Raw genomic sequence first — 18,828 nt, 5'->3', positions numbered from 1 at the left:
CAAGCCGTCTCATTCCCTAAGCCCTGTCATCCCCTAAGCCCCGTCACCCCCTAAGACCTGTCATCCCGCACTCGATGCGGGATCCCCGCATTCCAGCCTCTTGCCGTTAACATGGCCCAACCGTTCTCAACGCCCCCTGAACTGGAAAGCCCATCCATGACCCCCTGGAACAGCCTGCACATCGACAGCCCTTGGGGCGGCATGACCTTAGCGGCCAGCGAGCGTGGTCTGTGCGGTGTGTGGTTCGATGAACAGCGCCACGGCCCGAGCCCGGCGCAAATCCAGAGTTGGCCTCTCGCTCCCCAAGACCCGGTGCTGCAGCAAACGGCAGCGCAATTGCAGGCCTACTTTGCAGGTCAGCGCCAAAGCTTCGACCTGCCCCTGGACTTGTCACGCGGTACCGCGTTTCAACAATCGGTGTGGCATGCCCTGCTCAGGGTCAATGCCGGCCAGAGCCAAAGCTATGGCGATCTGGCCAAACAACTGAACAAGCCCCAAGCCGTGCGCGCTGTGGGCGCTGCTGTTGGCCGCAATCCGGTCAGTATCATCGTGCCTTGCCACCGCATTTTGGGTGCCGGTGGTCAACTCACTGGCTATGCCGGCGGGCTGTGGCGCAAACAGGCGCTGCTGCGGCTGGAAGGCCACCCCGGCATCTGACACCTTCTCCATGCATTCATCTCACGCCAAAGGCTGGCTGGCCGATTTTTTGATCCTGTCCGCCATCTGGGGCTCGTCCTTTTTGTTCATGCGTCTGGCTGCGGTGGAACTGGGCGCGCTGCCCACAGCGGCCATGCGGGTGGCCATTGCCGCGGCTTTTTTGCTGCCCTTGATGCTGGCCAAAGGCCATTGGCGTGCACTGCGCCAGCACTGGCGGCCTGTGCTCTTGGTGGGCGCGCTCAACAGCGGCATTCCCTTTGCCCTGTATTCCTTTGCGGTGATGCACATCACCACCGGTTTTTCGTCCATCCTGAACGCCACGGTGCCGCTGTTTGGCGCGCTGGTGGCCTGGGTCTGGTTGGGCGACAAGCCCAGCCTCTCACGCACGGTGGGCTTGGGTCTGGGCTTTGGTGGGGTGCTGCTGCTGGCCGGTGGGCAAGCGAGCTTCAAGCCCAATGCTTCGGGCATTGCACCGGCCTGGGCCGTGTTGGCGTGTCTGGGGGCCACCAGTTGTTATGCACTCTCGGCCAGCTTCACCAAAAAACACATCCCCAGCTTGCCGCCGCTGGTCACGGCCACCGGCAGCCAGATTGGCGCCACTTTGACGCTGGTGCTGCCCGCGCTGTGGTTTCACCCCGATCACTGGCCCAGCGCGACCGCCTGGTGGTCTTTGATCACCGTGGGCGTGCTCTGCACCGGCGTGGCCTACATCCTGTATTTCAAGCTGATTGAAAAAGCGGGCCCGGCCCGGGCCCTCACGGTCACCTTCTTGGTGCCGGTGTTTGCCATCGCCTACGGCGTGCTGTTTCTGGGCGAAAGCGTGACCGCCTGGATGCTGCTGTGCGGCGCGGTGATTCTGGCAGGCACGGCCCTGTCCAGCGGGCTGGTCAAGCTGCCGGGGCGTTGAGCTGGCGGTGAATCTGCACCCGCTGCACCACATCGCGCGCCCTGAGCTGGCCGCAACCGCCATCCACATCCTGCCCGGCTGACTGGCGCAGTTTGGTCAGCACGCCGCGCTGGTGCAAAGTGCGGGCAATTTCAGCAGCGCGCTCCCAGCTGGGCCGCGCATAAGGCAGATCGGGCACCGCGTTGTAGGGGATCATGTTCATCAAGGCGTATTTGCCCTTGAGCAAGCGCACGATGCCATCGATTTCTTCGGCGCTGTCGTTCACACCCTCGATCAGCGTCCACTGGTATTGGATCGGGTAGCCCGTGGCGCGGGCATAGACCTCACCGGCTTCGACCAGGTCTTGCGGGTCAAAGCGCGGTGCACGCGGCAGCAGCTGCGCCCGCAGATCGGCCCGTGTGGTGTGCAGCGACAAGGCCAGCGCAGGCTTGACGCGGCCTTGTGGCAGACGCTCGAACACCCGCTCGTCGCCCACCGTGGAAAACACCAGATTCTTGTGGCCGATGTTGCCCACCGTGCCGAGCAGGTCAATCGCCTCCATCACCTGATCGAGGTTGTGCGAAGGCTCACCCATGCCCATGAACACCACTTTTTTGACCGGCCTGAGCGTGCGGGCCAGCGCGACTTGCGCCACGATCTCGGCACTGCCCACCTGACGGATCAGGCCTTCGCGTCCGGTCATGCAAAACACGCAGCCCACGGCGCAACCCACCTGGCTGGACACGCACAAACCGTCTCGCGGCAACAACACGCTTTCGACCGTCTGGCCGTCTTGCAGGCCGACCAGCAAACGGGCGGAGCCGTCTTGACCGGGGTGCTGCTCGCGCAAGGTGGCCAGACCTGTCAGCGCATCACTCAGCGCAGGCAGCGCGTCGCGCACCGCTGTGGGCATGAAGCTTGTCAAAGGCCTGCGCCCGCTGTCCTGCGGCTTGGCTTGCACCCACAAGCGCAAGATGCGCTGTTCGTGCAGGGCGTTGGCGCCCAAGGCACGCAAGTGGTCCCGGACGTCGTGAACGCTGTGAAAGCTGGGAATGGGCATCAGTAATGCGGCGGGATCTCGTCACGCAAATTGCGCACCTCGGCGCCACCACCCGACTCGGGCAGGCGCTCGCGCATCTGGCGCAGCTCCTGGATGAGCGCGTCGATTTGTTGTTGCTGGCGGTAGACCTGTGCATTGAGCTGGTCCAGCAGGTCTTCGGTGAAGCCGGCCTTGATCTCCAGATCGACCAAGCGGTTTTCAATTGGGGTGGGAATGTCCATGGCCTGTATTGGACCTGATTTTTGCCCCCATCAGGCGCCAAGGATAATCACGTCCCATGATCAAACTCTTAGTCGGCCTGGGCAATCCCGGCACTGAATACGAAGACACCCGCCACAACGCCGGTTTTTGGTGGATCGATGCGGTGACCCGCGAACTCCAGGTCTCGCTGGTGCCCGAGCGCAGCTACCACGGCCTGATGGCCCGCACCACCGTGAAGGGCCAGACGGTGTGGTTGCTGGAACCCCAGACCTTCATGAACCTGTCGGGCAAATCGGTCAGCGCGCTGGCGCGGTTTTTCAAAATCCAGCCGCAAGAGATTTTGGTGGCGCACGACGAGCTGGACATCGCGCCAGGTGAAGCCAAACTCAAGCTGGGCGGCAGCCATGCCGGGCACAACGGTTTGCGCGACATCCACGCCCAGCTGGGCACCGCCGACTATTGGCGTCTGCGCATTGGCGTGGGCCACCCCGGCGTCAAATCCGAAGTGGTCAGCTGGGTGTTGAAAAAGCCCATGGCCGAGCACCGCACCGCCATCGAAGACAGCATTGCGCGTTCCGTGAAAGCCTTGCCTTTGCTGTTGGACGGCGAGATGGAAAAAGCCATGGCCCTGATCCACACCAGCAAGCCGCCGCGCCCCAAACCGCCCAAGCCGCCGAAAGTGGTGCCCGCGGAGCCAGACACCGAGGCCTGAAGACACTGGATCGCCACGCTTGGCTCGCGATGATCTGAAAAGAACGCAACGATGATTTTCAGCGTCGCGGTTCGAAAGTGGCCTCACTGGGCCTGCAAGCGGCGGTATTTGGCCCAGAGGGATTCTGAGGTCTCCACGTGCTGGGGGTTCACCGGGATGCAGGCCACGGGGCAGACCTGCACGCATTGGGGCTCGTCAAAGTGCCCGACGCACTCGGTGCATTTGCTCGGGTCGATTTCGTAAATTTCTTCGCCCAGATAAATCGCCTGATTGGGGCACTCGGGCTCGCACACATCGCAGTTGATGCATTCGTCGGTGATCATCAAAGCCATGGCGTGGGCTCCACAAAATTCGCAATCAGGTTCATGCCCACGATTATCGGCGAGTGACGCCAACCCGCCCACGGGCAGGGCTGTTGGGGAAAAACACAAATTCCACAACAGCAAAGGGGTCCGCAGGCTCTGGGCCTAAAATGAACCTGTGGAATACATCATGAACGCTGACCTGCACTGCCATTCCGTTGTCTCTGACGGCACCCTCACCCCTGAAGTCCTGGCCGAACGCGCCAAAGCCAATGGGGTCGAACTCTGGGCCTTGACCGACCACGACGAAGTGGGTGGCCAGGACCGCGCTCTGGCGGCCGCCCGCGCACAAGGCATGCCCTACCTCACGGGCACCGAAATTTCCGTCACTTTTGCCAACCACACCGTGCACATCGTGGGCCTGGGCTTTGATGCGCACAACAGCGCACTGGTTGAAGGCTTGCGCCGCACGCGGGGTGGGCGCAGCGAACGCGCCCAGGAAATGTCCGATGGCCTGGCCAAGGTCGGCATCTTGAACGCCTACGAAGGCGCACTGCAGTACGTGGGCAACCCCGAGTTGATCTCGCGCACCCACTTTGCCCGTCACCTGGTTGATTCTGGCGTGTGCACAGACACCTCCGAGGTGTTCCGCAAATTCCTGACCGAAGGCAAGCCCGGCTACGTGCCCCACCGCTGGGCACGCTTGCAGGATGCGGTGCAATGGATCACCGATGCCGGTGGCATGGCCGTGATCGCACACCCTGCGCGCTACGGCTTCACGCCCAACGAAGAGTACGCCCTGTTCAGCGAGTTCAAGACCCACGGCGGTCGCGGTGTGGAAGTCATCACCGGCAGCCACTCCTCGCAAGAGGCTGTGCGCTACGCCGAGACCGCGCTGGAGTTTGGCCTGGCCGCCTCGCGCGGCAGCGACTTCCACAGCCCCGACGAAAGCCGCATCGATCTGGGCACCCTGCCCATGCTGCCTGGCAAGCTGACCCCGGTGTGGGAACTGCTGGCCGATCGCATCCAGTGAGAAGACCTGCCCCCAACACCTTGCAAGGCATCGGCCTGGTTGTGCTGGCCCTGGCCTGTTTTGCCACACTGGACACCACCACCCGCCACATCAGCACCAGCATTTCCTTGCTGGTGGCCTTGTGGTTCCGCTACGCCATCCAGGCCGTCATCACCACGGTGGTGGTTTGGCCTGGTCGTGGCCGCAGGGTGTTGTTGACCAGGCACCCCAAATTTCAACTGGCCCGTGGCCTGCTGCTGTTTGCCTGCTCGATCCTGGCGTTTTTCAGCTTGAAGTACATGCCGGTGGGCGAGTTCACGGCCATTGCCTTGCTGGCCCCTTTGGTCATCACGGTGTTCGCCGCCTGGAAGCTGAAGGAAAAAATACGCCCGCTGCGCTGGAGCCTTCTGGTGGGCGGTTTTGTCGGCACCTTGGTCATCATTCGGCCCGGCACCCACCACTTTGACTGGACCGTGGTCCTGCCTTTGACGCTGGTGATCACCAACTCGGCCTTTCAGCTGCTGACCAGCCAGATGACCAAGACCGAAGACCCGATCACCATGCACTTTTACACCGGCTGGATCGGCACGATCCTGGCCTCTCTGGTCCTGCCCTTTGTCTGGAAAATGCCGACCGACTGGACCGTCTGGCTGCAGCTCTTGATCATGGGCGTGCTCGCCTCGATCGGCCACTTCCTGCTGATCCTGGCCTATGGCCGTGCGCCAGCGGCCACGCTCACGCCCTACATGTACGCACAGATCGCTTTTGGCGTGCTGGGCGGCTGGGTGGTCTTTCATCACTTGCCTGACCAATGGACTTTCATGGGCATGGGCCTGATCGCTTTGTGCGGTGCACTGGGCGCCTGGCTGACCGTGCATGAAAATCGCGTGACGATTGAACCCATCGAATCCTGAGCGACCATGGCCCAATTTTTCAGCGTCCACCCCGACAACCCGCAGGCACGTTTGCTCAAGCAAGCGGTGCAACTGCTGAACCAAGGCCATGTGCTGGCCGTGCCCACCGATTCGAGCTACGCCCTGGTCTGCCACTTGGACGACAAGAGCGCTGCGGACCAGCTGCGCCGTGTGCGCGGCGTGGACGACAAACACCACCTCACACTTTTGTGCCGCGACCTGAGCGAGCTGGCCAATTACGCGAGGGTGGACAACAAACAGTTCCGCACCATCAAGCAAGCCACGCCGGGGCCTTTCACCTTCATTCTGGAGGCCACCAAAGAAGTGCCACGCCGTGTCAGCCACCCCCAGCGCAAAACCATTGGCCTGCGGGTGCCCGCTCACACCGTGCTGCAGGAACTGCTGGCCCTGCACGGCGCGCCGCTGCTGGCCGCCACTTTGATCTTGCCCGGCGATGACGGCCCACTCAACGACCCGGAGGAGATCCGCGAGCGCCTAGAACACCAACTGGGCGCGGTCATCGATGCGGGCGCCTGTTCACTGGAGCCCACCACCGTGGTGGACATGAGCGGCGACAGCCCTGAGGTTTTGCGCCATGGGCAAGGCGATCTCGCGCTCTTGGGACTCTGAGCAGTCGCCTTGGTCTGAGACAATCGGGGGGTGAACATGTCTGACCTCATCCAAACCGTCCTGATCTACGCCCTGCCGGTGATCTTTGCCATCACCTTGCACGAAGCCGCACACGGCTATGCCGCGCAGCGTCTGGGCGACTCCACCGCCGCGATGCTGGGGCGCGTGACGCTCAACCCCCTGGTGCACATCGACCCCATAGGCACCATACTGATGCCGCTGCTGCTGTACTTCAGCACGGGGGGCGCTTTCCTGTTTGGCTATGCCAAGCCTGTGCCGGTGCGTTTTGACCACCTGCGCCACCCCAAGCGCGACATGGTCTGGGTCGCCCTGGCAGGCCCGGCAGCCAACTTGCTGCAAGCCCTGTTGTGGGGCATCTTGCTTTATGCGCTGGCTGCAGCGGGTGTGAGTGAACGCTTTTTCATCGACATGTGCAAAGCCGGCATGCTGACCAATGTGGTCATGTTCGCCTTCAACCTGTTTCCATTGCCCCCGCTGGACGGTGGCCGCATCCTGGTGGGCCTGCTGCCCTGGCGCCAGGCGCTCATGGTGTCCAAGATCGAGCCTTGGGGCTTTTTCATCGTCATGGCCTTGGTCATCACCGGCGTGGTCAACAGCCTGTGGATGCAACCGCTCATTGGCGTGACCTTTGATCTGCTCAAACTGCTGTTGAGCCCGCTGGCAGCCTTGATCCGCTGATCGCCCTCCCGATACCCATTCGCTGACTTCTTCATGACCTCTACCCCACGCACCCGCGTCCTCACCGGCATCACCACCACTGGCACACCCCACCTGGGCAACTATGTGGGCGCCATCCGCCCCACGGTGCAGGCCAGCCGTAACGCGAACACCGACGGTTTTTATTTCCTGGCCGATTACCACGCGCTCATCAAATGCGATGACCCGGCCCGCATTCAGCGCTCAACGCTGGAGATCGCCGCCAGCTGGATCGCCTCGGGACTGGACACCGACAAGGTCACTTTTTACCGCCAGTCCGACATCCCGGAAATCCCGGAGCTGACCTGGTTCCTGACCTGCGTGACAGGCAAGGGGGTGCTCAACCGCGCCCACGCCTACAAAGCTGCCGTCGACAAAAACAACGCCGCAGGCCACGACCCCGACAGCGATGTGACCGCCGGTCTGTTCATGTACCCCGTGCTCATGGGCGCAGACATCCTGATGTTCAAGGCGCACAAAGTGCCGGTGGGTCGCGACCAGATCCAGCACATCGAGATGGCGCGCGACATGGCCTCCAGCTTCAACCACCTGTATGGCGAACACTTTGTGTTGCCCGAAGCGGTGGTCGAAGCGTCGGTCGCCCTCTTGCCCGGGCTGGATGGCCGCAAGATGAGCAAGAGCTACGACAACACCATCCCGCTGTTTGCACCTGCTGCGCAAATGCGCAAACAAATCGCCAGCATCGTCACCGACTCCAAAGCCCCTGGCGAAGCCAAGAGCACGGAAGGCTCCGCGTTGTTCCAGATTTACCAAGCCTTTGCCAGCGCTGAAGAAACGGCCGCTCTGGCCAAAGCCTATGCAGAGGGCATCGCCTGGGGCGATGCCAAACAAGTGCTGTTCGAGCGCATCGACCGCGAAATCGCACCGATGCGCGAGCAGTACCAGGAACTGATCAACAACCCCGCCAAGCTCGACCAGATCTTGCTGGCCGGTGCCGACAAAGCCCGCCAGATGGCCACGCCTTTCATCAAGGAATTGCGCCATGCGGTGGGCCTGCGCGCCCTGTCTTCAGGCACCAGCGCATCCGGCGCCAAAGAAAGCAAAGTGGCACTGCCCAGCTTCAAGCAATACCGCGAAAAAGACGGCCAGTTCTATTTCAAGATGGTCGATGCGCAAGGCCAGTTGCTGCTGCAAAGCAAGGGATTTGCTTCGCCCAAAGAAGCGGCTCAGACCATCGCTCTTTTGAAAACCGAAGGCATCAACTGTCTGGAACAATTGATTTCACACGTAGAGCCACTCAGCCAGCACATGCAGGCACTGCTCGCTGAAAGCCTAAAAATACTCGAAACTGCCAACGAAAAATTCATAAAATGATTTTATAGATTTCAACGAAATTTCTGCAAAACTCTGAAATAGCTGGTATCCTTATACTTTCCGACTAACACCGAGATTCAAATCATGACTGTTTACGTCATCGACGACCACCCCCTGATGCGCGACGCGCTGACCATGCTGGTTCATCGCGTCAAACCAGGTCTGAAAATCATTCCAATCCACAAATTGAACGTGGTCGAATCCACGGTCGAGAAGAATGGTGCGGCTGAATTGTTCTGCCTGGATTTACAGCTGCCCGATACGCTGGGCATGTCTGGCGTGCAGTTGCTCAAGGCCAAATTCCCTGACGTGCCATTGGCTGTGGTGACCAGCTCCAGCGCCAGCGAATTCGAAGACCGCTGCCTGCAGGCCGGCGCCGATGTGTTCATCGAAAAATCCAACAGCCCGACACAGATCATTGCAGCCCTGCGCTCCTTGTTGATCACCGAGGAAGAGTCCGAAGAAGAAGCGGCCAACCCCACGGCAGGCCCAACCAAACTCTCCAAGCGCCAAAAGCAATTGATCTTGATGTTGGACCAGGGTTTGTCCAACCGCGACATCGCCGAGAAACTCAGCATCAGTGAGCACACCGTCAAGGTGCACTTCTGGCGCTTGTTCCGCCGCTTGGGCGTCAACAGCCGCACACAGGCCTTGCACTTCGCACGCACCAACGGATGGCTGGGCATTTAAGCCAACATCGCTCTTGTCAAAAAGCCCCGCAATGCGGGGCTTTTTTACTTCTTGTTGACGATGTCGGGCGTCACCGCATCCAGCACATTGACAGTGGTCTTGACGCCATAAACCACGGCAGAACCCGCAGCATCAGCAATCGCCAACAAAGTGCATCCGGACAAAACAAACATGCTCAGTGCGAGCGCAACAATCAGCTTCAAGAAATTCATGGTCACAGTCCAATGGTTAACAAGTCTTCGACATTGACCAAGAAAAAACCCCGCAGTGCGGGGTTTTTTGTATTGGCGGAGCAAGAGGGATTCGAACCCTCGATACGGTATAACCGTATACCGGATTTCGAGTCCGGCGCATTCGACCACTCTGCCATCGCTCCTGAGTATCTTGTCGAGCCTCAGATTCTATCAGAGCACTCAGGGCTTTTTGGGCAACATCACCGTGGCATTGCGCGGCGCCATGGTCAAAACGATCTGACTGGTGCCTAACAGGCCGCCATCGATCAATTCCACCGTTGCCGTGCGCTCCTGACGGGTCAAAACCAACAGGCTCGTTTTGCCTCGCACAGCCGACACCACCGCCCAACCCTGCGGGGGGTAGCTCTCCAGAAAGAACCCGTAGGCGGTGTCCGGATTGCGGCCCACATCGAGCACCACACGGCCCACCCAGTTGTCACCCGAGCCAATGATCAAAGACTGGTCACTCAGCAGACGTGCGCCTGGGGGCAAGCTCAGCTGCCCCAGAAGTTGGTTGGCATTGGGCACTTGGCCGTCGACACCAGCGCTCACAGCAGGTGCCATTGTCGTGTTGGCACACGCGGTCAACAGAGCCAGCACCACCGCCATGAAAGACAAACGGGAAGTCATCGACAGTCTCCTTGAATGAGGCAGGCCCGAATCAGGCGCTCAGCACAGCTTGGCCACCCATGTAGGGACGCAAGACTTCAGGCACGGTCACGGAGCCATCCGCATTCTGGTAGTTTTCGAGCACAGCCACCAAGGCGCGGCCCACGGCCAGGCCCGAACCATTCAAAGTGTGCACCAGCTCATTCTTGCCTTGCGCATTCTTGAAACGGGCTTGCAAACGACGGGCCTGAAAAGCCTCGCAATTCGACACTGAGCTGATCTCGCGGTAAGTCTGCTGTGCAGGGACCCAAACCTCCAGGTCATAGGTCTTGCTTGCGCCAAAGCCCATGTCGCCCGTGCACAGGCTCATCACGCGGTAAGGCAAGCCCAGCTTTTGCAAGATCGCCTCGGCGTGGCCTGTCATGGCTTCGAGCGCTTCGTCGCTTTTCTCGGGGTGCACGATCTGCACCATCTCGACCTTGTCGAACTGGTGCTGGCGGATCAGGCCACGCACATCGCGTCCGCCACTGCCCGCCTCGGAGCGGAAGCACGGTGTGTGCGCCGTCAATTTCACGGGCAAATCGGCTTCGGCCAAAATTTCATCGCGCACCACGTTGGTCAGCGTCACTTCCGAGGTGGGAATCAGGTACAGCGCCTGGCTCTCTTCGCTGCCGTCTTGCCCACCTTTGTTGGCGGCAAACAGATCGGCCTCGAACTTGGGCAACTGGCCCGTGCCGCGCAAGGTGTCGGCGTTCACGATGTAGGGCGTATAGCACTCGGTGTACCCGTGCTCGCGGGTTTGGGTGTCGAGCATGAACTGCGCCAAAGCGCGGTGCAATTGCGCCATTGGACCGCGCATGAAAGTAAAGCGTGAACCGCTCAGTTTGGTGCCGGTTTCAAAGTCCAGGCCCAACTTCTCACCGATGTCCACATGGTCCTTGACTTCAAAGTCAAATGCACGGACCGTGCCCCAACGGCGCACTTCCACGTTGCCGTGCTCGTCCGCGCCCACCGGCACGCTCTCGTGCGGCAAATTGGGCACCGCCAGCAACAAGGTCTGCAGCTCGGCCTGGAGCGCATCCAGACGCTGGGCAGAAGCGTCCAGCTCGTCCTTGATGGAGGCCACTTGAGCCATGGCCGCATCGGCTTCGGCGTGCTGGCCTTTGCCCTTGAACATGCCAATTTGCTTGGACAGGCTGTTGCGCTGGCTTTGCAACTCTTCGGTGCGGGTCTGCAGCGTCTTGCGCTCGCCTTCCAAAGCACGGAAAGCGTCCACATTCAGGAAGGGCTGGGGATTTTTACGGGTCTGCAAACGCGCCACAGCAGCGTCCAGATCTTTGCGGAGAAGAACAATATCAAGCATGTTCGCATTGTAGTGAACCCCAAGCGCCTGAGTGAGCACATCCGCAGACATGACCAGGGAATGTCACCCTCGACTGGATCGGGGGTCCATGACTTCGACGACCATGGATACCCGGTCAAGCCGGGTATGACATCTTCACCCACAAGGCGTGGCCTCTTGATCCGCAGAACATGACGAGGGCAACAGAGATTCAATCCAGCTTGAGCCCTTTGGGCAGCGGGAACTTGATGGTTTCCTGAATCCCGTCCAGCGTGCGCACCGACACCGCGCCCAGATCGCGCAGACGCTGGATCACCTCTTGCACCAGCACATCGGGAGCCGAAGCACCAGCGGTCAAGCCGACTTTTTGAGCGTTTTCAAACCAAGCGGGGTCCAGATCCGCCGCGCTGTCCACCATGTAAGCCGGCGTACCCAAACGGTCAGCCAGCTCGCGCAGGCGGTTGCTGTTGGAGCTGGTCGGGCTGCCCACCACGATCACCACATCCACTTGTGGGCTGAGCAGCTTGACCGCATCCTGGCGGTTCTGGGTGGCGTAGCAAATGTCTTGCTGTTTGGGTTCGCGCACTTGTGGAAAGCGGGCTTTGACAGCCGCCACGATCTCCGCGGCATCGTCCACGCTCAGCGTGGTTTGCGTCACCACCGCCAGCTTCTCGGTCTGGCCGGGCTGTACTTTGGCCACATCGGTCACGTCTTCCACCAAGTGGATGCCGCTGTCGAGCTGGCCCATGGTGCCTTCCACCTCGGGATGGCCCTTGTGGCCGATCATGATGAACTCGTAGCCTTCTTTGTGCAGCTTGGCCAGCTCCACATGCACCTTGCTCACCAAGGGGCAAGTGGCATCAAAAATGCGAAAGCCCCGCTGCTGCGCCTCTTGCTGCACCGCCAGGCTCACGCCGTGGGCGCTGAAGATCAGCGTTGCACCGGGCGGCACTTCGGACAACTCTTCGATGAATATCGCGCCCTTGTCCTTGAGGTCGTTGACCACATAGGTGTTGTGCACGATCTCGTGGCGCACATAAATCGGGCGACCAAACTTGGCCAGCGCGTGCTCGACGATGTCGATCGCCCTGTCCACACCCGCACAAAAGCCACGCGGCTCGGCCAATAAAATTTCAGATGTCATCACAGCACCCCAATCAGCTGAACTTCGAAAGTCACCGGTTGACCCGCCAGCGGGTGGTTGAAGTCAAACAGCACCGCGCCATCGTCACCCACCTGCAAGACCGTGCCCGCATACGTGCCCATGCCGTCGGGCGTGGGGAACTGCACCACATCGCCTGCGGCGTACTTTTCCATCGGGTCGCCCAGCTCGTTGAGCAGCTTGCGGGCCACCCACTGCTGCATGTCGGGGTTGTGGTCACCAAAAGCCTCGCCTGCGGGCAAGTCGAGCACGGTGCGGGTGCCTTCGGCCAGCCCCATCAGGCGCTGCTCCATGCCTGGCGTCAGCTCGCCAGAGCCCAGCGACAAGGTGGCAGGCTTTTCGTTGAAGGTGTTGATGATGTCCCCTTGCGGCCCCGCCAGGCGGTAGTGAAGCGTCAAAAAGGAACCGGGTTGGACTGTGGACATAAGGGTTTTCTGGAATGCCGCCAAAGCGGGCAAACGGGCATAAAGAAGCCACTATTGTAAAAAGCCAGGCTGACCCGTCCCCTTCATGGGGGCTTGTCAGCCACAAGGCTGCTCCAGGGAGGGGCTTCAAATGGGCATCAAGGACTTGCCGCCAGGTGCGCGGCCACGCGAAAAACTGCTCGCCCGAGGCCCACAGGCCCTGAGCGATGTCGAGCTTCTGGCCATCTTGCTGCGCACCGGCATGGCGGGCAAGAACGTTTTTGAACTCTCCCAAGAGTTGCTGGCCGCGAACGGCATCGCGGGGCTTTTGCAAGCTACGCCTGCCTCACTCAAACTGGTCAAAGGCCTGGGGCCTGCCAAACAGGCCGAGCTGCTGGCCGTGTTTGAAATCGCCCGCCGCGCCATGCTTCAGCGCCTGCAAGAGCGCGAAGCCTTTCACACGCCCGATGCCGTCAAGCAGTACCTGCAGCTGCAACTGGCTCACAAAAACCACGAGGTCTTCGCCGTGCTGTTTCTGGACAGCCAGAACCGGCTGCTGGCCATGGAAGAGCTTTTTCGCGGCACGCTCAGCCAGACCAGTGTGTACCCCCGCGAAGTCGTCCTGCGCGCCCTGCACCACCAAGCTGCCGCCGTGGTGCTCTCGCACAACCACCCCAGCGGCTCGGTGCAACCCAGCCGCGCCGACGAGGCTTTGACGCAAAACCTCAAAGCCTCCCTGGCCCTGGTGGATGTGCGGGTGCTGGACCACATCATCGTCGGGCAGGGGCAATCGCTGTCGATGGCCGAGCAAGGCCTTTTGTGATCGCCCCGGGGTTGGGCGAGCGCATCACATTTGAAGCAATTGCCGAATGGGTGCAGGCAAGCCCAAGTCCGGCCAGGCCTTTGCATCCACCCACTGGCCTTCGCAAGTGGGCTCGCTCTTGCCTGCGGCGGTCAAACACACCGGGTGCAAATGCAAATCACGGTGGGTCAGCACATGCTTCCATGGCGTGATGTACCGCGCATCCTGCCCCTGTGGCCAAGCTGCCAGCAAGGCATCCTCCGTGTCAAACACCGGCAAGCTGAACAGGCCAGCCCAGATGCCTTTGTCGGGGCGCTTTTGCAACCAGACCTGGCCCTTGGCATTCACAGCCCACAGCAACCACAGCGTGGCGCTGCTGCGCTTGAGTTTGCGGGTCTTGACCGGGTACGCCAAAGGCTCCCCTTGCCTCTTGGCTGCGCACAAGCGGGCGACTGGGCAGACCTCACATTGCGTCTTGCGCGGCAAACAAACCGTGGCGCCCAAATCCATCAAGGACTGGGTGTAGCGCGGCATGTCGCCGGGCTTGGCGGGCAAAAGGTCTTGTGCCAAAGCCCAAAGTGCCTTTTCGTTTTTGGCAACCGCCAGGTCATCGGCATAGCCCAGCACACGGGTCAGCACCCGTTTGACGTTGCCATCCAAAATCGCCGCACGCTCCTGAAAGCAAAAGGCGGCAATGGCGGCGGCTGTTGAGCGCCCTATGCCAGGCAAAGTCTGCAAGGCTTCAGCTTGCTGCGGAAACGCCCCGCCAAACCGCGCCATGACGTCCTGTGCGCAGCGGTGCAGGTTACGGGCACGGCTGTAGTAGCCCAGACCGCTCCACAGCGCCAACACATCGTCTTGTTCGGCAGCAGCCAAGGCCGCCACATCCGGAAAGCGACTCAAGAACCGCGGGAAATAATCCAGCACCGTGCTCACTTGCGTTTGCTGCAACATGATCTCGGACAACCAGACGCGGTAAGGGTCTTGCGTGTTTTGCCAAGGCAGGCTCTGGCGGCCATGTTGGCGCTGCCAGTCCACCATGTGGCGGGCAAAGTCGGCGGGCAAGGGCATCAAGGTTTCTGGCATGTGAGGCAATAAAAAGTGGTGCGCTGACCTTGCAGCAAAGAACGAATCGGCGTTGCACAGACCCGGCAAGGCGCGCCAGCACGGCCATACACAGCGGCTTCCAGCTGGAAATACCCGGTGCGGCCTTCGGCGCTCACAAAATCCTTGAGCGTGCTGCCGCCTTGCTGCACGGCCCGCGTCAGGACCTGAACAATCGCGGCATGCAAGCGGGCCACGCGCGGTTTGGACAAGCGGGCCGCTTGGGTGGTGGGCCGAATACCCGCCATGAACAAGGCTTCGGAGGCATAAATATTGCCCACCCCGACGACGATGTCGCCCGCCAGCAAAACCTGCTTGATGGCCGACTGGCGTTTTTTCAGCGCCAATGCGAAAGCCTTCACCTCAAAACCACCGTCCAAGGGTTCCACACCCAAATGGCCGAGCAACTTTTGCGCTTGCGCAGCGCTTTCTGAAGGCGCCCACACCACCGCACCAAAGCGGCGCGGATCGTGCAAACGCAGCACGCCTTTGTCGGTCACCAAGTCCATGTGGTCGTGCGGCCCGGCCTCAGGCTGAACAGGCGCGAAATTCAAACTGCCCGACATGCCCAAGTGCAGCAACAACAAACCCTCATCCAGATCGAGCAGCAGGTACTTGCCGCGCCGGCGTACACCCACCACGTGGCGCCCCTGCAGACTGAGCGGCGTCACACCCAAGGGCCAGCGCAGAGGTTTGCCCATGCGCAAGTCCACAATGCGGGCCGACTGTATGCGGTCTGCAAAGCTGCGGCGGGTGACTTCAACTTCCGGGAGTTCGGGCATGGATTTGTCCCGTGCATGCCATGGCTTTCGACGGCATACACGCTGTTTTGAAAAGGTGTCTGGATTATGATGGTCTGCATGAAATTCTGGTTCCGCCTCGCCATCTTGTCCTCTTGCATCGTCGGTGCTTGGGCCCAACCCGCAGACCCCAAGGCAGTACCCCCCCCAGCTGCCTCTGCGCTGGATGCCGTGCTGTTCTACCAAGTTCTGCTGGGCGAGCTCAATGTGCGCGAAGGCTCTGCTGGCGCTGGCTTTTCCATGGTGTTGGATGCAGCACGCAAAACCCGGGATCGCGCACTGTTTCAAAGGGCTGTGGACATTGCCTTGCAGGCCCGATCGGGCGATGCCGCTTTGCAAGCGGCCCAAACCTGGAAGCGTGAACTGCCTCAAGACAAAGAGCCCAACCGCTTCATTTTGCAAATCTTGTTGGCACTCAACCGCCCCGATGAAGCGGGCCAAGCCCTGACAGTCTCACTGAGTGAATTGCCAAGCGCGGAGCTCGGTGGTGCCATCGCTTCCGTGCCACGCCTTTTTGCCCCTCTTCAAGACAAAAATCGCGCCGTCGAAGTCGTTGAAAAGGCGCTTGCCAAATTCATCGTGCAAGCGCCTACGGCCGTGACCGCATGGACCACCATCGGGCGCATGCGACGCGATGCAGGACAAGAAAACCTGGCCATCGAAGCAGCGCTCAAAGCCCGTCAAGCGGACAAGTCAGCCCCTGGCCCCATCATTTTGGGTCTGAGCCTGATGGGCAGCGACAACCCCAAACTGCAAGCCATGCTGGACGACGCCATGCAAGGCAGTGTGTTGCCAGAGTTGCGCTTGGGCTATGCACGCACCTTGATCTCTCAGCAGCAGTTCAGCAAAGCCTTGCAAGAGCTGACGCAACTCAATAGCAAGCACCCCGAGTTTGCCGAAGGCTGGCTGATCCGAGGCCTGCTGCTGCAAGACATGGGACAAACCGCCGAAGCCCAGCAGCACCTGAGCCACTTTGTGCAGCTCAACGCCAAAAACACAGCGCCCGAACAACAAGCCGGACAAGCCGAAGCACTGATGACCCTGTCGCAAATCGCGCAACGCCAAGGCCAGCTCGATCAAGCCCAAAAATGGCTGGCCCAGATGCCCGCCACGGCAGACCCGATCAAACTGGCCAGCCGTCAAGCCGACTTGCTGGCCCAACAAGGCCGCATGGGCGAGGCGCGCTTGGTTCTGACACAGGTCAAGACCAACACACCCGAACAAGCGAAGCGCAAAACACTGGCCCAATCCCAATGGTTGCGCGAGCACTTGCAATCGGCCCACGCCTACCCTTTGGTTCAAGCCGCCTTGAAAGAAAGCCCTGAAGACGCAGACCTGGCGACCGAATTGGCCATGGTGACCGAAAAACTCCAGCGCCACGACGAAATGGAACGTCTGCTGAGACTGGTCATGAAACTCCGCCCCAAAGACCCCCAAGCCTTCAATGCGCTGGGTTATTCACTGGCGGATCGCCATGTGCGCCTGCCTGAGGCGCGCCAGTTGATTGAACAAGCCGTCGCGCTGGCGCCGCAAGACCCCTACATTCAGGACAGCTTGGGTTGGGTGGCTTTTCGCCAGGGCCAAAACTCCGAGGCACTGAAAATCCTGCAGGCGGCTTACAAAACCAAGCCCGATGCCGAAATTGCCGCGCATCTAGGTGAAGTGCTTTGGACGATGGGCCAAACCCAAGAGGCTGGCGCCATCTGGCGCGAAGGCCTGCTGCTCAAGGCCGACAACGAGACTTTGCTCGACACCCTCAAGCGTTTTAACTTCAAGCCATGAACTGGCGACGCGCTGGCATCCTGCTCTTCGCATGGACTTTGACAGGCTGCGCCACACCTAGGCCGCCTGTCCAAACCGATGCCTTCTGGTCAGGGCGTCTGGCACTGCAAGTGCTGTCCGAGCCGCCACAGCAATGGTTCGCCAACTTTGAGCTCCAAGGCACGGCCGAGCAAGGTGAGCTGCTGCTGCTCAGCCCCATAGGCACCACATTGGCCAAGCTCAGCTGGACACCCATCGCCGCTCGGCTGGAGCAATCCGGCGGCAGCGTGCAAAGCAACAACCTGTCCAGCCTGAGCGAACGACTGACGGGGACGGCACTGCCCATTGCGGCTTTGTTTGAATGGCTGGCCGGACGGCCTGCCCAGGTGCAGGGCTGGCAAGCCGACTTGTCGGGTCATGCACAAGGCCACTTGCAAGCGCAACGCACGCAGCCCGCGCCCGCTGCGGCCTTGCGCATCGTGCTCGATCAATAAGGCCCACAGCCCGCCCTCGGCTCTGGCGATAATCACCGGATGAAATCGCTGTTCGATGTCCCCGCTCCCGCCAAGCTGAACCTGTTTTTGCACATCACAGGTCGCCGCCCCGACGGCTACCACCTGCTGCAATCGGTGTTCATGCTGATCGACTGGTGCGACACCCTGCATTTTGAAAAACGCTCGGACGGTCAGATTTCGCGCGAAGACCTCACGGTGAAACTGCCCGCAGATGACCTGATCACGCGCGCAGCACGCCTGCTGCAACAACACACCGGCTGCACGCAGGGCGTGCACATCGCGGTTGAAAAACGCATCCCCGCTCAGGCAGGCATGGGCGGCGGCTCCTCCGATGCGGCCACCTGTTTGCTGGCTCTGAACCAGCTGTGGGACCTGCGCCTGGACTTGCCCACGCTGGAAAAGCTGGGCTTGCAACTGGGCGCCGATGTGCCGTTTTTTCTGCGCGGGCGCAATGCCTGGGTCGAAGGCGTGGGCGAGCAAATCACCCCGATTGAGCTGCCTCCAGCGCAGTTTTGGGTCATCAAACCAGCAGCGGGGATCGAAACTTCTCAAATTTTTGCTGCGCCTGAGCTTCAACGGTCCACAAATGCTGCTACAATAGCGGTCTTCGCTGCAGACACATATGACTTCGGTCACAATGATCTGCAACCTGTCGCAGAAGCCCTCTGCCCTGATGTCAAGCAAGCACTTCAAGTGCTCAGCCATGCAGGACTGAACGGAAGAATGACAGGTTCTGGCAGCGCAGTGTTTGCACGCTGCACACCAGGCTCAGCGCCAGTCTCGGTCCCAGACCACTGGCAAGTGCGCAAATGCAGCAATTTGGATGTTCATCCTCTCGTAGGTTGGGCACCCAGCGACAATTATCGGTAGGCCGCTGTTTCAGCAGTCAACCTGTGTAGGGGAGTCGCCAAGTTGGTTAAGGCACCGGATTTTGATTCCGGCATGCAAAGGTTCGAATCCTTTCTCCCCTGCCAAATACG

At 60.6% G+C, this 18,828-nt stretch carries 23 protein-coding genes and 2 tRNA genes; 14 read left to right on the top strand and 11 right to left on the bottom strand.

Annotated features, from left to right (window positions below):
- Positions 1-156 precede the first annotated feature (156 nt).
- Positions 157-657 (top strand): methylated-DNA--[protein]-cysteine S-methyltransferase, encoded by a 501-nt coding sequence (locus tag B9Z43_RS09560; RefSeq protein ID WP_108324847.1) that lies wholly within the window; start codon positions 157-159, stop codon positions 655-657.
- 10 nt (positions 658-667) lie between these two features.
- Entirely contained in the window at positions 668-1,564 is an 897-nt protein-coding gene (locus B9Z43_RS09555; protein WP_108324845.1) for a DMT family transporter, read from the top strand.
- On the opposite strand, the gene B9Z43_RS09550 is transcribed toward B9Z43_RS09555, so the two are convergent.
- Positions 1,545-2,603, bottom strand: coding sequence for an RNA methyltransferase (locus tag B9Z43_RS09550; protein ID WP_108324842.1), 1,059 nt, complete (start codon positions 2,601-2,603; stop codon positions 1,545-1,547). The two genes, B9Z43_RS09555 and B9Z43_RS09550, sit on opposite strands and share 20 nt — an antisense overlap.
- Positions 2,603-2,824: a SlyX family protein gene (locus tag B9Z43_RS09545; protein WP_053175127.1), complete on the bottom strand. Its 222-nt coding sequence runs from the start codon at positions 2,822-2,824 to the stop codon at positions 2,603-2,605. Before B9Z43_RS09545 ends, B9Z43_RS09550 begins: the two co-directional genes overlap by 1 nt.
- A 56-nt stretch (positions 2,825-2,880) precedes the next feature.
- Between B9Z43_RS09545 and pth the strand changes: the two genes are divergently transcribed.
- Entirely contained in the window at positions 2,881-3,516 is a 636-nt protein-coding gene (gene pth / locus B9Z43_RS09540) for an aminoacyl-tRNA hydrolase (protein ID WP_108324840.1), read from the top strand.
- Between the two features lie 83 nt (positions 3,517-3,599).
- Here pth and B9Z43_RS09535 read toward each other — a convergent pair whose 3' ends face one another.
- Positions 3,600-3,848 (bottom strand): YfhL family 4Fe-4S dicluster ferredoxin, encoded by a 249-nt coding sequence (locus B9Z43_RS09535; protein ID WP_108324837.1) that lies wholly within the window; start codon positions 3,846-3,848, stop codon positions 3,600-3,602.
- A gap of 160 nt (positions 3,849-4,008) precedes the next feature.
- On the opposite strand from B9Z43_RS09535, the gene B9Z43_RS09530 reads away from it, so the two are divergent.
- The 6 genes from B9Z43_RS09530 to B9Z43_RS09505 all read left to right on the top strand — a co-directional run bounded on the left by B9Z43_RS09530 (position 4,009) and on the right by B9Z43_RS09505 (position 9,116).
- Positions 4,009-4,851, top strand: coding sequence for a 3',5'-nucleoside bisphosphate phosphatase (locus B9Z43_RS09530; RefSeq protein ID WP_108325539.1), 843 nt, complete (start codon positions 4,009-4,011; stop codon positions 4,849-4,851).
- Entirely contained in the window at positions 4,848-5,744 is an 897-nt protein-coding gene (locus B9Z43_RS09525; RefSeq protein WP_108324835.1) for a DMT family transporter, read from the top strand. Before B9Z43_RS09530 ends, B9Z43_RS09525 begins: the two co-directional genes overlap by 4 nt.
- Before the next feature lie 6 nt (positions 5,745-5,750).
- Positions 5,751-6,374 carry an L-threonylcarbamoyladenylate synthase gene (locus B9Z43_RS09520; RefSeq protein WP_108324833.1) on the top strand — a complete coding sequence of 208 codons (624 nt, stop codon included), beginning with the start codon at positions 5,751-5,753 and terminating at the stop codon, positions 6,372-6,374.
- Positions 6,375-6,410: 36 nt separating this feature from the next.
- A complete protein-coding gene (locus tag B9Z43_RS09515; protein WP_199222289.1) occupies positions 6,411-7,073 on the top strand; it encodes a site-2 protease family protein in 663 nt (220 codons plus the stop codon).
- A gap of 33 nt (positions 7,074-7,106) precedes the next feature.
- A complete protein-coding gene (locus B9Z43_RS09510; protein WP_108324829.1) occupies positions 7,107-8,426 on the top strand; it encodes a tryptophan--tRNA ligase in 1,320 nt (439 codons plus the stop codon).
- 84 nt (positions 8,427-8,510) lie between these two features.
- Positions 8,511-9,116 (top strand): LuxR C-terminal-related transcriptional regulator, encoded by a 606-nt coding sequence (locus B9Z43_RS09505; RefSeq protein WP_108324826.1) that lies wholly within the window; start codon positions 8,511-8,513, stop codon positions 9,114-9,116.
- Positions 9,117-9,160: 44 nt separating this feature from the next.
- Here the strand turns inward: B9Z43_RS09505 and B9Z43_RS17155 are convergent, their stop codons facing one another.
- The 6 genes from B9Z43_RS17155 to B9Z43_RS09480 form a co-directional block, all read right to left on the bottom strand.
- The gene (locus B9Z43_RS17155) at positions 9,161-9,328 is read right to left on the bottom strand and encodes a hypothetical protein (RefSeq protein WP_158270098.1); all 168 of its coding nucleotides are present in this window, start codon (positions 9,326-9,328) and stop codon (positions 9,161-9,163) included.
- Between the two features lie 73 nt (positions 9,329-9,401).
- Positions 9,402-9,492, bottom strand: a tRNA-Ser gene (locus tag B9Z43_RS09500).
- A gap of 37 nt (positions 9,493-9,529) precedes the next feature.
- The gene (locus B9Z43_RS09495; protein ID WP_108324823.1) at positions 9,530-9,979 is read right to left on the bottom strand and encodes a hypothetical protein; all 450 of its coding nucleotides are present in this window, start codon (positions 9,977-9,979) and stop codon (positions 9,530-9,532) included.
- Between the two features lie 31 nt (positions 9,980-10,010).
- On the bottom strand, positions 10,011-11,321 hold the full coding sequence (gene serS, locus B9Z43_RS09490) for a serine--tRNA ligase (RefSeq protein WP_108324821.1): 1,311 nt from the start codon (positions 11,319-11,321) through the stop codon (positions 10,011-10,013).
- Positions 11,322-11,511: 190 nt separating this feature from the next.
- A complete protein-coding gene (ispH, locus tag B9Z43_RS09485) occupies positions 11,512-12,444 on the bottom strand; it encodes a 4-hydroxy-3-methylbut-2-enyl diphosphate reductase (RefSeq protein ID WP_108324818.1) in 933 nt (310 codons plus the stop codon).
- The gene (locus tag B9Z43_RS09480) at positions 12,444-12,887 is read right to left on the bottom strand and encodes a peptidylprolyl isomerase (protein WP_108324816.1); all 444 of its coding nucleotides are present in this window, start codon (positions 12,885-12,887) and stop codon (positions 12,444-12,446) included. The genes ispH and B9Z43_RS09480 overlap by 1 nt, the downstream gene beginning before the upstream one ends.
- A 130-nt stretch (positions 12,888-13,017) precedes the next feature.
- On the opposite strand from B9Z43_RS09480, the gene radC reads away from it, so the two are divergent.
- Positions 13,018-13,689, top strand: a complete 672-nt coding sequence (radC, locus tag B9Z43_RS09475) for a DNA repair protein RadC (RefSeq protein WP_108324814.1) — start codon at positions 13,018-13,020, stop codon at positions 13,687-13,689.
- Between the two features lie 24 nt (positions 13,690-13,713).
- Here the strand turns inward: radC and mutY are convergent, their stop codons facing one another.
- On the bottom strand, positions 13,714-14,754 hold the full coding sequence (mutY, locus tag B9Z43_RS09470; RefSeq protein WP_108324812.1) for an A/G-specific adenine glycosylase: 1,041 nt from the start codon (positions 14,752-14,754) through the stop codon (positions 13,714-13,716).
- Positions 14,739-15,554, bottom strand: a complete 816-nt coding sequence (mutM, locus tag B9Z43_RS09465) for a bifunctional DNA-formamidopyrimidine glycosylase/DNA-(apurinic or apyrimidinic site) lyase (RefSeq protein WP_108324810.1) — start codon at positions 15,552-15,554, stop codon at positions 14,739-14,741. Before mutM ends, mutY begins: the two co-directional genes overlap by 16 nt.
- A gap of 78 nt (positions 15,555-15,632) precedes the next feature.
- Here mutM and B9Z43_RS09460 point away from each other — a divergent pair, with 78 nt between their 5' ends.
- The 4 genes from B9Z43_RS09460 to B9Z43_RS09445 all read left to right on the top strand — a co-directional run bounded on the left by B9Z43_RS09460 (position 15,633) and on the right by B9Z43_RS09445 (position 18,822).
- Positions 15,633-17,354: a tetratricopeptide repeat protein gene (locus B9Z43_RS09460; RefSeq protein WP_233250079.1), complete on the top strand. Its 1,722-nt coding sequence runs from the start codon at positions 15,633-15,635 to the stop codon at positions 17,352-17,354.
- Positions 17,351-17,827, top strand: coding sequence for a lipoprotein insertase outer membrane protein LolB (locus B9Z43_RS09455; RefSeq protein ID WP_108324806.1), 477 nt, complete (start codon positions 17,351-17,353; stop codon positions 17,825-17,827). Before B9Z43_RS09460 ends, B9Z43_RS09455 begins: the two co-directional genes overlap by 4 nt.
- Before the next feature lie 39 nt (positions 17,828-17,866).
- Positions 17,867-18,718, top strand: coding sequence for a 4-(cytidine 5'-diphospho)-2-C-methyl-D-erythritol kinase (ispE, locus tag B9Z43_RS09450; protein WP_108324804.1), 852 nt, complete (start codon positions 17,867-17,869; stop codon positions 18,716-18,718).
- Positions 18,719-18,745: 27 nt separating this feature from the next.
- Positions 18,746-18,822 (top strand) — tRNA-Gln (locus B9Z43_RS09445).
- Positions 18,823-18,828: the final 6 nt, after the last annotated feature.

It is taken from the genome of Limnohabitans sp. MMS-10A-192, from assembly GCF_003063335.1.
Lineage (GTDB): Bacteria > Pseudomonadota > Gammaproteobacteria > Burkholderiales > Burkholderiaceae_C > Limnohabitans_A.
Note: the sequence above shows the minus strand (reverse complement) of the source record. Positions and strands in the feature narration are given on the sequence as shown.

Bases quoted from the DNA above. Each gene is read 5' to 3' on its own strand.
- B9Z43_RS09560 (WP_108324847.1), top strand. From the start codon at position 157: ATGACCCCCTGGAACAGCCTGCACATCGACAGCCCTTGGGGCGGCATG.
- B9Z43_RS09555 (WP_108324845.1), top strand. From the start codon at position 668: ATGCATTCATCTCACGCCAAAGGCTGGCTGGCCGATTTTTTGATCCTG.
- B9Z43_RS09550 (WP_108324842.1), bottom strand. From the start codon at position 2,603: ATGCCCATTCCCAGCTTTCACAGCGTTCACGACGTCCGGGACCACTTG.
- B9Z43_RS09545 (WP_053175127.1), bottom strand. From the start codon at position 2,824: ATGGACATTCCCACCCCAATTGAAAACCGCTTGGTCGATCTGGAGATC.
- pth (WP_108324840.1), top strand. From the start codon at position 2,881: ATGATCAAACTCTTAGTCGGCCTGGGCAATCCCGGCACTGAATACGAA.
- B9Z43_RS09535 (WP_108324837.1), bottom strand. From the start codon at position 3,848: ATGGCTTTGATGATCACCGACGAATGCATCAACTGCGATGTGTGCGAG.
- B9Z43_RS09530 (WP_108325539.1), top strand. From the start codon at position 4,009: ATGAACGCTGACCTGCACTGCCATTCCGTTGTCTCTGACGGCACCCTC.
- B9Z43_RS09520 (WP_108324833.1), top strand. From the start codon at position 5,751: ATGGCCCAATTTTTCAGCGTCCACCCCGACAACCCGCAGGCACGTTTG.
- B9Z43_RS09515 (WP_199222289.1), top strand. From the start codon at position 6,411: ATGTCTGACCTCATCCAAACCGTCCTGATCTACGCCCTGCCGGTGATC.
- B9Z43_RS09510 (WP_108324829.1), top strand. From the start codon at position 7,107: ATGACCTCTACCCCACGCACCCGCGTCCTCACCGGCATCACCACCACT.
- B9Z43_RS09505 (WP_108324826.1), top strand. From the start codon at position 8,511: ATGACTGTTTACGTCATCGACGACCACCCCCTGATGCGCGACGCGCTG.
- B9Z43_RS17155 (WP_158270098.1), bottom strand. From the start codon at position 9,328: ATGAATTTCTTGAAGCTGATTGTTGCGCTCGCACTGAGCATGTTTGTT.
- B9Z43_RS09495 (WP_108324823.1), bottom strand. From the start codon at position 9,979: ATGACTTCCCGTTTGTCTTTCATGGCGGTGGTGCTGGCTCTGTTGACC.
- serS (WP_108324821.1), bottom strand. From the start codon at position 11,321: ATGCTTGATATTGTTCTTCTCCGCAAAGATCTGGACGCTGCTGTGGCG.
- ispH (WP_108324818.1), bottom strand. From the start codon at position 12,444: ATGACATCTGAAATTTTATTGGCCGAGCCGCGTGGCTTTTGTGCGGGT.
- B9Z43_RS09480 (WP_108324816.1), bottom strand. From the start codon at position 12,887: ATGTCCACAGTCCAACCCGGTTCCTTTTTGACGCTTCACTACCGCCTG.
- radC (WP_108324814.1), top strand. From the start codon at position 13,018: ATGGGCATCAAGGACTTGCCGCCAGGTGCGCGGCCACGCGAAAAACTG.
- mutY (WP_108324812.1), bottom strand. From the start codon at position 14,754: ATGCCAGAAACCTTGATGCCCTTGCCCGCCGACTTTGCCCGCCACATG.
- mutM (WP_108324810.1), bottom strand. From the start codon at position 15,554: ATGCCCGAACTCCCGGAAGTTGAAGTCACCCGCCGCAGCTTTGCAGAC.
- B9Z43_RS09460 (WP_233250079.1), top strand. From the start codon at position 15,633: ATGAAATTCTGGTTCCGCCTCGCCATCTTGTCCTCTTGCATCGTCGGT.
- B9Z43_RS09455 (WP_108324806.1), top strand. From the start codon at position 17,351: ATGAACTGGCGACGCGCTGGCATCCTGCTCTTCGCATGGACTTTGACA.
- ispE (WP_108324804.1), top strand. From the start codon at position 17,867: ATGAAATCGCTGTTCGATGTCCCCGCTCCCGCCAAGCTGAACCTGTTT.